This window comes from Burkholderia cepacia (assembly GCF_001718835.1).
GTDB lineage: Bacteria > Pseudomonadota > Gammaproteobacteria > Burkholderiales > Burkholderiaceae > Burkholderia > Burkholderia cepacia_F.
This window is the reverse complement of record NZ_CP013443.1, coordinates 3,585,953-3,596,757: the sequence shown is the minus strand read 5'-3', so window position 1 is coordinate 3,596,757 and position 10,805 is coordinate 3,585,953. Positions and strand designations below refer to the sequence as shown.

Here is a 10,805-nt window from a genome sequence, read left to right as displayed (position 1 = left end):
ATGCGATTATCGTGAACCGGGCCCTGTTCCGATCGACTGAAAAGAGCGGGGTTTCCCCCGTACTTTCTCGGCTTTGACGCGCGGCGCGCTGCTATCCTTTTTCGCGATCCGGTATGGCGGGCGTGCGATACGCGCCGACGGCCCGCCCGGTCCGGCCCGAACGGGCCCTCTTTTCTGGATGGGGAAACAGCATGACTGCGAACGTCAGCGGAATCGGTTCGGTGTTGCAACAGATGCAGTCGATGGCCGCGCAGGCGGCAAGCGGCGCGGCGAGCCCGAGCGCGGCGGTCGCCGGTTCCGGCGCGGCGACGGCCGGCACGTTCGCGAGCGCGATGAAGGCGTCGCTCGACAAGATCAGCGGCGACCAGCAGCACGCGCTCGGCGAGGCGCAGGCGTTCGAGGTCGGCGCGCCGAACGTGTCGCTGAACGACGTGATGGTCGACATGCAGAAAGCCAACATCGGCTTCCAGTTCGGGCTCCAGGTCCGCAACAAGCTGGTGAGCGCTTACAACGACATCATGCAGATGCCGGTCTGACAGGGCCCTCGGTTTCGCCTAAAGCTTTTAACTTCATTTCCGATAACTCCGGGAGTCAGCCGCGTCGCGGGCGCAGGCTATCCAGATCCAACGCATAACAAGGAGAAGCGCATGTTTTCCCCAGGACACGCTGGAGCCAGTGCATACGCGCGTGTCGGCGTCGAGACCGGGGTGATGGGCGCCTCCCCGCACCGTTTGATCGCGATGCTGTACCAGGGCGCGCGGCAGGCGGTTGCGCTGGCGCGCATGCATTTGCAGCAGGGCAACGTATCCGCGCGCGGCGATGCGATCGGCAAGGCGATCCGGATCGTCGAGAGCGGGCTGAAGGCGTCGCTGAACCGCGACGCGGGCGGCGACATCGCGGCGCGCCTCGATGCGCTGTACAGCTACATCGGCAAGCGCCTGCTGCAGGCGAACGCGCAGGCGAGCGACGCGATGCTGGTCGAGGTCGACGGGCTGCTCGCGACGCTCGAGGAAGCATGGACGGGGATCGCCCCGGAAGTCGCGCGGATGGCTGCCCAGCAGGCCGCGGACCAGCAAAGATGAACCGGAAGGAACAGTACTTCGCGCGTTACGAGGCGCTCGCCGCCGTATCGGGCCGCATGCTGGGCGCCGCCCGCAGCGCCGACTGGAGCGCGTTGCCGGGGCTGCAGGAGGAATACCTGCAGCTCGTCGACGGGCTGAAGGAGGCCGGGCAGGGCATCGCGCTCGACGAGGCCGAACTCGCCCGCAAGCTCGACCTGATCCGCCGCATCCTGGCCGACGACGCCGCGATCCGCGATCTCGCGAGCCCGGACGTCGCGCGGCTGTCCGCGCTGTTCGAGGCGCGGCGCTCGACCAAGGTGCTGACCGACCTGTACCAGGCGCGCGCGCGCGGCTGACGGCGCGGGTTGCGCCGCGCCCGGCGCCGCCGGTTTCCGAATTCGCATCGATGTTGCATAGGTGAGCAGGCTCCGATCATGACCGGTATCGACTCCGTTGCGGCCGCGCTGCTGGCGAGCCGCCTCGACAGCCTGCTGACCGGCGTCGTGTCGCCCCCGTCCGGCGGCGGGGCGGCGGCGCAGGTCGGTGCGCAGGCCACCGGCGCCTCCGCGGCGCCGGCGCCGCCGGTGCCGCCTGCGGCGTCGATCCCGCAAGCGTCCGCGCAGACGGCGCTGTCCGATGTCGGGCGCGTGCTCGACGCGATCTCCCGTTTCGGCGGCGACGCGACGCCGGCGGTCGTCGGCCGCACGCCGCTGCTCGCCGATCCGACCGTGCTGCTGGCTGATCCGGCGGCGCAGGCGCCGGGCGGCGCGCGCGCGGCCGTGCCACCGGACGCGGCGCGCCAGGCGGCGCTCCCGTCCGGCCAGGCCGCATCGTCCGCGCAGGCGGTGCGCGATGCGTCGGCCGCGCCGCCGGTCGCGGCGCTGCGCACCGCGCTCGCGCAGGCCGTGAGCGAAAGCGGTCTTTTCTACGAATCCCATCTGGCGCAGTGGCTGGCCGGCCAGCGGCCGCTCGCGGCGCTGATGCGCGAGCCGCAGGCGCGCCTGCTCGCGCCCGCCGACGCGCATCCGCCGGCGGCCGACAGCGTGCTCGACGACCTGCTCGACGCCCGCTTGCCGCTGCCGTCGCCCGCGCCTCGCGCGGCGGCCCAGCAGACGCCGGGGCAGGGCACGCCGGCCGGCGCGCCGCCGCGCGCGCCCGCGCACGACTTTCTCGGGCCCGACGCGGTGCACGCGCGCGGCGCCGGCGCCGCCGACGCGCGCCCCGAAACCGCCGATTCCCGCTGGACCCCCGCGCGCGCCGCGCTGGCCGACGCTGCGTCGTCCGACGCGCAGGGCGCGGCGCCGGTGACCGTGCATCCGGCCGCCGTGCCGCTCGTCAGGCAGCAGCTCGACGCACTCGCCACCGACCAGTTCCGCTGGACGGGCGAGGCATGGCCCGGCGCGCGGCTCGACTGGACGATCGAGCCGGACGATCCGGGCAGCCGCGCGCCGCGCGGCGACGACGGCCCGGGCGACGGCATCGCGTGGCGCACGCGCCTGACGCTGACGTTGCCGTCGCTCGGCACGGTCGACGCGGAACTGGTGCTGAACGGCGAACAGCTCGTCGCGCGGCTGCGCGCGAACGAGATCGGCGCCGGCCGGCTCGCACGGCACGAGGCCGCGCTGCGGCAGCGGCTCGAGGTGTCGGGGCTGCGGGTGGGAGGATTGTCGATCCGCGCGGTCGACGACGGCCCGGACGGCTTCGACGCGGTCGCCGCGAAGGCGGCCGCGGCTGCCTATGTGCGCGGCGGCGGCGCCGACGACGGAGGCGCGCGATGAGCGGATCGTCCCGCAAGCGCGCGGCCGCGCTCGTCTACGATCCGAAGGGGGGCGATGCGGCACCGCGCGTGGTCGCGAAGGGCTACGGCGTGCTCGCCGAGATGATCGTCGCGCGCGCGCACGATGCGGGCTTGTACGTGCATACGGCGCCGGAGATGGTGTCGCTGCTGATGCAGGTCGACCTCGACGACCGGATTCCGCCGCAGCTCTACCAGGCGGTCGCGGATCTGCTCGCATGGCTGTACGCGCTCGAGCGCGCCGACGCAGGGGCGGGCGGCGCGCCGCCTGACTTTCCGCTGCCGCCGCTGCGCTGACGCGGCCAGCGCAAGCCTGTTATTAGCGTGAACAGGCCCTGGCCTGCACGGGCTCGCCGATTGAGCCCCGCCTCAATTTATGTAATGATATCCATTCTCATTTTCATGCTACCCGGGCGGCGCGCACGCTTTGCGCGCCGCCCGTTGTTTTGAACGAATGGAACCTTTCGCGTGAACGCGCCCGAAACGATCGATACGCCCCAAGCGGGTACGCCCCGTGCCGGCGTCACCGTGCTGCACCCGGCGGCCCGCCCGCTGAGCGACGACGAACGGGCCGCGCGCCGCCAGCGTTCGCGCCGCGCGACCTTCATCAAGTGGCTGCGCAAGGTGCACGGCTGGGTCGGGCTGTGGGGCGCGGTGCTCGGGCTGCTGTTCGGCGTGACGGGCGTGCTGCTCAACCACCGCGCGCCGCCGCTGAAGATTTCGACAGGCGAGCCGCAGGTCGAGGAGATGCAGATCGCGCTGCCGGATCCGGTGCCGAAGACGCCTGCCGCGATGACGAAGTGGCTGCAGCGCGAGCTGAATTTCGACGGCAAGCCGGGGCGCGTGCGCAAGGACGCCGCGCAGCCCGTTGCGTGGGGCGACAAGCGCGTGATGCAGCCGGAGCACTGGCAGTTCGGCCTGTTCGGCCCGCACCAGAACCTGCAGGCCGAATACTGGGTCGGCAACGGCTATGTCTCGGTGAAGCGTACGGGCAACTCGTTCCTGACGACGCTGAACAACCTGCATCGCGGCGTCGGGATGAATCTCGGCTGGGTGCTGCTGATGGATACGATCGCGGGCTCGCTGATCCTGCTGTCGCTGACCGGCGTGCTGCTGTGGACCGAGCTGAACAAGCGCCGTACGGTCGGCGTCGTGCTGGTGGTCGGTTCGGTCGCCGCGGCGCTCGTCGCGGGGCTCGTCTAGAGGCTCGTTTGGCGCCGCGGGGGCCGCGGCTCAGATGCCGCAGGCCTCGCCGCCGCGCGCGGCGATCTCCCGCGCGGCCTTCGCGCCTTCGACCTGCAGGATCGTCGGCAGCGACACGTGATTCTTCGCGGCGGTGATCTCGGCGAGGATCGAGATCGCGATTTCCGGCGGCGTCCGGCTGCCGATGTAGATGCCGGCCGGCCCGTGCAGCCGGGCCAGTTCCGCTTCGCTCAGATCGAATTCGCGCAGCCGCTCGCGCCGCGCCGCGTTGTTGCGCCGCGAGCCGAGCGCGCCCACGTAGAACGCGGGCGTCTTCAGCGCCTCCATCAGCGCGAGATCGTCGAGCTTCGGATCGTGCGTCAGTGCAATCACGGCCGAACGCGCATCGAGGTTCATGTCGAGCACCGTATCGTCGGGCATCGTGTGCACGACGCGCGTGCCCGGCACGTCCCACGCATCGGTGTATTCCTCGCGCGGATCGCACACCGTCACCTGGTAGTCGAGCCCGACCGCGATCTGGCACAGATAGCGCGACAACTGGCCGGCGCCGATCACGAGCATCCGGTAGCGCGGCCCGTGGATCGTCACGAGCCGCTCGCCGTCGAACGCGAGCCCGTCGGCGGCCTGCGCGGGCGACAGCGATGCGCGGCCCGTCGCCAGCGTCATCGTGCGTGTGACGAGGCGCCCGGCCTCGACTTCCGCGCACAGCGCGGCAATCCCGCTGTCGCGCGTGAGCGGCTCGAGCACGAGCTGGATCGTGCCGCCGCAAGGCAGCCCGAAGCGATGCGCTTCCTCGGCCGTCACGCCGTACTTGAGCGCTTCCGGGCGCGCGTCGGCCGCGATGCCGCTCGCATGCACGCGGGCGATCAGGTCGTCCTCGATACACCCGCCGGACACGGAACCGACCACGAGCCCGTCCTCGCGCACCGCGAGCATCGCGCCTTCGGGACGCGGCGACGAGCCCCAGGTCTTCACGACCGTCACGAGCAGCACGCGGCGGCCTTCTTCGAGCCAGCGCGCGCTGGATTTCAATACATCGAGATCGACGCTTTCCATCATCTTCTTCCTGTTGCCGGGCGCGCCCGCCGATGCGGGCCGCCGTTCGATGGCGCGATTATGAACCGCCGCGCGCAGGCGTGCAGGCGCCGGGTGGATGGGCTCGGCGGAAAAGGAGGGATGTGCGAAGCAATGGGACACCCGAATACCGGGCGACCGCTGAGGCGACGCAGGGTGTATGCGCCCCGAATGCGCGCCGTCCCGGCCGACTTCAGCGGGACGGCGCCGATTCACCCGCCGGGCAGGCGCGAGAACCCGGCGGGACGCTGCGTCACAGCGCGCTCAGGTACTGTTGGAGGTTGCGGATGTTGTTGTCGTACGCGTTCGGCGAGCCAAGCTCGACGCCGCCGCTGCGCACGTAATACTCGAACGGCACGGAACGGGTGCCGAAGAACGGCAGGAAATTGTCCGGCTGCAGCGTCGTGCCGTTCAGGCCGATCGCCCAGTTCCGCGACTTGTACAGCTCGAGCTCGCGGATCGTTGCGCCGACGGCGAGCGCTTCCGACGCGCGAATCGCGGCGATGTGCTGCGTCAGCGTCTCGATGTTCGCCTGGTATGCGCTCGGCTCGCCGACCGAGACGCCACGCGCGCGGACGTAGTAGCTGAACGGCAGGTTGCGTTCGGTGAAGAAGGATAGGAAGCTATCCGGGGCCAGCGTATCCCCGTTCAGCCCGATCGCCCAGTTCCGGCTCTGAAAATCCTTGAGTTCGGCGATTTTGGCATTTGCCGCGCTGATTTCGACCTTCGCCGTGACGTTGACCAATGTATTGCTCATGACAGACCTCTCTGGTTCTTGTTGAACTTCGGACAGTGCCGCACTATGCCTCCAAACGGAGGCAATTCAATACAGTCAGGCAAGCGAATTATCCGGTTTTGTGCAAGCCGGTTAATGGGGCGTGAAAATCTCGCCGCGGGAACGGCGGTGCGAATGGGAATGATCCGAAAGCTGTCTCCACAATATCGTTCTCGTGATGCCGCGTGATGTGCGCAGCTGCTCGGCGCTTCCGTGGAGAAAGGCCGGATGGCAACGATGATCGTTCTGAATACTAGTTTCGCGGTTGAAATAGGTCAATGTCGATCCGCCGATTATTTTTTCATTTCTTTGTAATTTGGTCAGAGTGCACGATGCGTCGATTGATTAATTGAAATGTATTGAATCCGACTGCATTGGGACCGCTGGACGAAGAATTGAACCGGTGTGCGGATCGTTGCCGGTTCCGCGGAAATGAGCCCGCCGTGCACGGTGCGGCGGGTGCCTGGGAGGAAGGGCGAAGAAGTGCGCAGGGCCGGCATCCGGCCCTGCTGGGCGTCGCACCGCTGCGCGCGGCGCTCGCGCGCAGCGGCGGCGCTCAATGCGCGTCGTGGCGACCGTGCGCGAGCTTCGAGTGGTGACGCGAGTACAGGAAGTAGATCACGAGGCCGATCACGAGCCAGATGCCGAACGCGGCCCACGTGATCGGCTGCAGGTTCAGCATCAGGAACAGGCACGATGCGACCGCGAGGATCGGCACGACCGGCACGCCGGGGCAGCGGAACGCGCGCGGCAGGTCGGGGTGCGTGCGGCGCAGCACGAGCACCGCGATCGACACCATCGAGAACGCCGCGAGCGTGCCGATGTTGATCAGCTCGGCGAGCACGTTGAGCGGCACGAGTGCGGCGATCAGCCCGAAGAACAGGCCGACGAGCCAGGTCGTCAGGAACGGCGTCGCGTAGCGCGGGTGCACGCGCGACAGCGTCGCCGGCAGCAGCCCGTCGCGCGACATCGCGAAGATCACGCGCGTCTGGCCGTAGCTCATCACGAGGATCACGGTCAGCATGCCGAGCACGGCGCCGAGATCGATGAAGCCCGCCACCCAGGTCTCGCCGGCAACCTGCAGCGCATACGAGATCGGGTGCGAGATGTTCGCGTACCGGGCCGACGGCACGATGCCGGTCGCGACCGCGGCGACCGTCACGTACAGCACCGCGCACACCGCGAGCGACGCGATGATGCCGATCGGCAGGTCGCGTTTCGGATTCTTCACTTCCTCGGCCGCCGACGACACCGCGTCGAAACCGATGAACGCGAAGAACATCACGGCCGCGGCGCCGAACACGCCGTTCCAGCCGTGCGGCATGAACGGCTGCCAGTTCGCGGGCGTCACGTGGAACAGGCCGACCGCGATCACGAGCAGCACGACCGACACCTTGATGAACACCATGATGTTGTTGATGCGGGTCGACTCGCGGATGCCGATCGACAGCAGCGTGGTGATCACGATCATCACGAGGAACGCGGGCAGGTTGAACCACGTGACGACACCCGGCACCGCGCCGGGCGCGGCCGTCAGCACGGTCGGCAGCGTCAGCCCGAAGCCCTGCAGCAGCGACTGCAGGTAGCCCGACCAGCCGACCGACACGGCCGACGACGCGAGGCCGTATTCGAGCATCAGGTCCCAGCCGATGATCCACGCGACGAGTTCGCCGAGCGTCGCGTACGAGTACGTGTAGATCGAGCCGGCGACGGGGATCGTCGACGCGAATTCCGCGTACGACAGCGCCGCGAGGCCGCATGCGATCGCGGCGATCACGAACGACAGCATCAGCGCGGGACCGGCCTGCACGGCGCCGGTACCGGTCAGCACGAAGATGCCGGTGCCGATGATCGCGCCGATGCCGAGGAAGGTGAGGTCGATCGCGCCGAGCGCTTTCTTGAGCCCGGCGGCATGCGCGCCGGCGATCATGCGATCGACGTTTTTCTTGCGGAAGAGAGACATTGCGGATGAATCGCCAGCGCGCGCGGGCGCGTAGCGCTGACTGAGTGAAAACCCGCAATTTTAACCGATCTGGCCGAGACGATTCGCCGCGGTGCAGCACCGGGCGGCGGGATCGTCAGGCAAAACAAGCGCTTGGGCACGCCGGCCGGCGTGCCGGCGCGCGTATCAGGCGCCGGCCGTGGGCGCCATGTCGACGAGCTGGTTGCTCATCACGTAGAACGTGAGTTCCGCATTGTTCGACAGCCGCATCTTCTCGAGCAGCCGCGACCGGTACACGCTCACCGTCTTCACGGACAGCGACAGCGTGTTCGCGATGTCGGTGAGCCGCTTGCCCGACGCGAGCATGCAGAGCGTCTGGTATTCGCGGTCGGACAGCTTCTCGTGCGGCAGCGGCTCGTTCTCGAACGACACGTATTCGGCGAGCGCCTCGGCCATCGCGGGGCTCACGTACTTGCGGCCGGCCGCGACCTGCTGGATCGCGCCGATCATCTGCGCGGCGTTGACCGTCTTCGACAGGTAGCCGGCGGCGCCGGCCTTCAGCGCGCGTACCGCGTACTGATCCTCGCGGTACATCGAGAACATCAGCACCGGCGTGCGCGGCAGCTTGCGCTTGAGACGCTTGAGCACTTCGATGCCGTTCGTGTCCGGCAGCGAAATGTCGAGCAGGATCGCGTCGAATTCCTGTTTGTCGACGGCGGCCATGGCGTCGCCGCCGTTCTCGGCTTCGGTGACGTCGCGCGCGACGCCACGGTCGATCAGCAACTGGCGGATCCCTTGCCGGACGATCGCGTGATCGTCCACGAGCAGGATGTTCAGGCTCATGACGACCTCACGAAATCGGGAAGGCGCGGCGCGCCGTTGCCGGCGCCGCGAACAGCGCGTCCCACGCGAACCGCGCGGCGAGCCGGGCGCCGCGGCCGGCGGCCGGCGAGGCCAGTTCGAAGCTGCCGCCGAACGCCTCGCAGCGGGCGCGCATGCCGGCGAGACCGTAGCCGTGACGGTGCGCGCGCGCGAAACCGATTCCGTCGTCGGCAACGCTCAGCGACAGATGCGTGCCGTCGGCGACGATCCGCACGTCGACGGACGTCGCGCGGGCGTGCTTCGCGACGTTCGACAACGCTTCCTGCGCGACGCGGAACACCGCGAGTGCGCCGGCGCCGGCGATCTGCGTCAGGCGGGCATCGGCCGCGCACACGAAGCTGGTGCGCAGGCCCGTGCGTGCCGCATGGGTGTCGATCCAGGCCGACAGCGCGCGCACGAGCCCGCCGTCGAGCGCCGGCGTGCCGCGCTCGTCGATCAGCCGGCGATTCGCGTCGGTTGCGGCGTCGAGCGCGCGCTGCGCGAGATCGAGCGCGCGACGGCAGCCTTCGGGCGCGTCGGCGGGCAGCCAGGTGTCGATGTTCGCGAGCGCGAAACGCGCGGCGGTGAGTTCGGCGCCGAGCCCGTCGTGCAACTCGCCGGCCAGGTGGCGGCGAGCCGCTTCGTCGGCGGCGAACAGTGCGGCGGACAGTTCGGTGATCCGCGCGGCGAGCGCATCGCGGCCGGCGGCAGTCGTGCAAGGCAACGGGGCGGGGGCGCAGGCCGGCGACGGCTGCTGCGACGGGAACGGGGCGTGGGCGCCCAAAGGCGCGTTAAGCGACGTATCCATGACTCTCCCTGCTGTCAGAAAGCGGTTCAGACACCGGTCGGCGGCGTGTGCCGGAAGCCGCAGAAGGCGCGGCTCCCTGACGGAATTTGTCACCTGCCAGAGTAACAAAAGTTACGTCTTGTAACACTTGCATCCGACCCTTCCACTCTCATCCGAACGGCAACCGCGCGCGGCGAATAATATCTCAAAAATTCTTGAAAAGTCATGACGGGCGGGACATTTAAGGGTAAATGTGAATAATCGGAATGAACGTGTTGTAGGAAAAACACTGACACCCGAGCACCGGACGATGACGTATCCAAATGTAACTATTTGAGATGGGATGATCCCAATTTGTTACGAATTCGCCAAGTAGGGACGAAAAAAAACCGGAGCTTTCGCTCCGGTTCTTGATGACGCGCAAATATGGGGATCGATCAGTCCACGAATGCGCGCTCGATCACATAGTGGCCCGGCGCGCTGTTCTTGCCTTCGACGAGGCCGGCCTGCTTCAGCAGGTCGGTCGTGTCCTTCAGCATCGCGGTGCTGCCGCACAGCATCACGCGGTCGTTTTCCGGCGAGAACGGCGGGACGTCGAGATCGGTGAACAGCTTGCCCGTCGCGATCAGGTCGGTGATCCGGCCTTCGTTGTCGAACGCTTCGCGCGTGACCGTCGGGTAGTAGACGAGCTTTTCCTTGATGATGTCGCCGAGGTACTCGTGGCCCGGCAGGTCGTGCTTGATGTAGTCCATGTACGCGAGCTCGCCCTTCAGGCGGCACGTGTGCGTCAGGATCACCTTGTCGAAGCGTTCGTAGATGTCCGGATCGCGGATGATCGACATGAACGGCGCGAGGCCCGTGCCCGTCGACAGCATCCACAGCGTCTTGCCCGGCAGCAGGTTGTCGGCAACCAGCGTGCCCGTCGGCTTCTTGCCGATCAGCACCGTGTCGCCCACCTTCAGGTGCTGCAGGCGCGACGTCAGCGGGCCGTTCTGCACCTTGATGCTGAAGAATTCGAGATGCTCTTCGTAGTTCGGGCTGACGATCGAGTAAGCGCGCGCGAGCGGCTTGCCGTCGACTTCGAGGCCGACCATCGTGAATTCGCCGTTGTTGAAGCGCAGGCTCGCCTCACGGGTGCAGGTGAAGCTGAACAGCGTGTCGGTCCAGTGATGGACGGATTGGACGGTGGCGGTGTCGTATTTGCTCATGGCTTTGAAAACGGACGCGCGTAGCAGACGCGTGCAATGGGCGAAAAACGAGGGCGTCGACCCGATCCGGGGATCGGCCGGCCGGCGCGTCGGACACGC

12 protein-coding genes are annotated in these 10,805 nt (G+C 68.1%); 6 read left to right on the top strand and 6 right to left on the bottom strand.

Going from position 1 to position 10,805, the window contains the following annotated elements:
* Positions 1-191: 191 nt before the first annotated feature.
* From fliE to WT26_RS19805, 6 genes are all read left to right on the top strand, one after another.
* Complete coding sequence (gene fliE / locus WT26_RS19830; RefSeq protein WP_069273625.1) at positions 192-536, top strand: flagellar hook-basal body complex protein FliE; 345 nt, start codon at positions 192-194, stop codon at positions 534-536.
* A 111-nt stretch (positions 537-647) separates the two neighbouring features.
* Positions 648-1,082 (top strand): flagellar export chaperone FliS, encoded by a 435-nt coding sequence (gene fliS / locus WT26_RS19825; protein WP_069273624.1) that lies wholly within the window; start codon positions 648-650, stop codon positions 1,080-1,082.
* Entirely contained in the window at positions 1,079-1,417 is a 339-nt protein-coding gene (locus WT26_RS19820) for a flagellar protein FliT (RefSeq protein WP_069273623.1), read from the top strand. Before fliS ends, WT26_RS19820 begins: the two co-directional genes overlap by 4 nt.
* Before the next feature lie 78 nt (positions 1,418-1,495).
* A complete protein-coding gene (locus WT26_RS19815) occupies positions 1,496-2,839 on the top strand; it encodes a flagellar hook-length control protein FliK (RefSeq protein ID WP_069273622.1) in 1,344 nt (447 codons plus the stop codon).
* The gene (locus tag WT26_RS19810) at positions 2,836-3,153 is read left to right on the top strand and encodes an EscU/YscU/HrcU family type III secretion system export apparatus switch protein (protein WP_069273621.1); all 318 of its coding nucleotides are present in this window, start codon (positions 2,836-2,838) and stop codon (positions 3,151-3,153) included. Before WT26_RS19815 ends, WT26_RS19810 begins: the two co-directional genes overlap by 4 nt.
* A gap of 171 nt (positions 3,154-3,324) precedes the next feature.
* A complete protein-coding gene (locus WT26_RS19805) occupies positions 3,325-4,059 on the top strand; it encodes a PepSY-associated TM helix domain-containing protein (protein WP_069273620.1) in 735 nt (244 codons plus the stop codon).
* A gap of 30 nt (positions 4,060-4,089) precedes the next feature.
* On the opposite strand, the gene WT26_RS19800 is transcribed toward WT26_RS19805, so the two are convergent.
* The 6 genes from WT26_RS19800 to WT26_RS19775 all read right to left on the bottom strand — a co-directional run bounded on the left by WT26_RS19800 (position 4,090) and on the right by WT26_RS19775 (position 10,706).
* Positions 4,090-5,115: an XdhC family protein gene (locus tag WT26_RS19800; protein ID WP_069273619.1), complete on the bottom strand. Its 1,026-nt coding sequence runs from the start codon at positions 5,113-5,115 to the stop codon at positions 4,090-4,092.
* Between the two features lie 271 nt (positions 5,116-5,386).
* A complete protein-coding gene (locus tag WT26_RS19795; RefSeq protein WP_069273618.1) occupies positions 5,387-5,890 on the bottom strand; it encodes a hypothetical protein in 504 nt (167 codons plus the stop codon).
* Positions 5,891-6,464: 574 nt separating this feature from the next.
* Positions 6,465-7,871, bottom strand: coding sequence for an amino acid permease (locus tag WT26_RS19790; RefSeq protein ID WP_059523065.1), 1,407 nt, complete (start codon positions 7,869-7,871; stop codon positions 6,465-6,467).
* Between the two features lie 165 nt (positions 7,872-8,036).
* The gene (rqpR, locus tag WT26_RS19785) at positions 8,037-8,693 is read right to left on the bottom strand and encodes a response regulator transcription factor RqpR (protein WP_021157028.1); all 657 of its coding nucleotides are present in this window, start codon (positions 8,691-8,693) and stop codon (positions 8,037-8,039) included.
* A gap of 7 nt (positions 8,694-8,700) precedes the next feature.
* On the bottom strand, positions 8,701-9,519 hold the full coding sequence (gene rqpS / locus WT26_RS19780; protein ID WP_069273617.1) for a quorum system sensor histidine kinase RqpS: 819 nt from the start codon (positions 9,517-9,519) through the stop codon (positions 8,701-8,703).
* A 416-nt stretch (positions 9,520-9,935) separates the two neighbouring features.
* Complete coding sequence (locus WT26_RS19775) at positions 9,936-10,706, bottom strand: ferredoxin--NADP reductase (RefSeq protein WP_027788896.1); 771 nt, start codon at positions 10,704-10,706, stop codon at positions 9,936-9,938.
* Positions 10,707-10,805 lie beyond the last annotated feature (99 nt).

Coding starts and splice junctions, on each gene's coding strand:
- fliE (WP_069273625.1), top strand. CDS start 192: ATGACTGCGAACGTCAGCGGAATCGGTTCGGTGTTGCAACAGATGCAG.
- fliS (WP_069273624.1), top strand. CDS start 648: ATGTTTTCCCCAGGACACGCTGGAGCCAGTGCATACGCGCGTGTCGGC.
- WT26_RS19820 (WP_069273623.1), top strand. CDS start 1,079: ATGAACCGGAAGGAACAGTACTTCGCGCGTTACGAGGCGCTCGCCGCC.
- WT26_RS19815 (WP_069273622.1), top strand. CDS start 1,496: ATGACCGGTATCGACTCCGTTGCGGCCGCGCTGCTGGCGAGCCGCCTC.
- WT26_RS19810 (WP_069273621.1), top strand. CDS start 2,836: ATGAGCGGATCGTCCCGCAAGCGCGCGGCCGCGCTCGTCTACGATCCG.
- WT26_RS19800 (WP_069273619.1), bottom strand. CDS start 5,115: ATGGAAAGCGTCGATCTCGATGTATTGAAATCCAGCGCGCGCTGGCTC.
- WT26_RS19795 (WP_069273618.1), bottom strand. CDS start 5,890: ATGAGCAATACATTGGTCAACGTCACGGCGAAGGTCGAAATCAGCGCG.
- WT26_RS19790 (WP_059523065.1), bottom strand. CDS start 7,871: ATGTCTCTCTTCCGCAAGAAAAACGTCGATCGCATGATCGCCGGCGCG.
- rqpR (WP_021157028.1), bottom strand. CDS start 8,693: ATGAGCCTGAACATCCTGCTCGTGGACGATCACGCGATCGTCCGGCAA.
- rqpS (WP_069273617.1), bottom strand. CDS start 9,519: ATGGATACGTCGCTTAACGCGCCTTTGGGCGCCCACGCCCCGTTCCCG.
- WT26_RS19775 (WP_027788896.1), bottom strand. CDS start 10,706: ATGAGCAAATACGACACCGCCACCGTCCAATCCGTCCATCACTGGACC.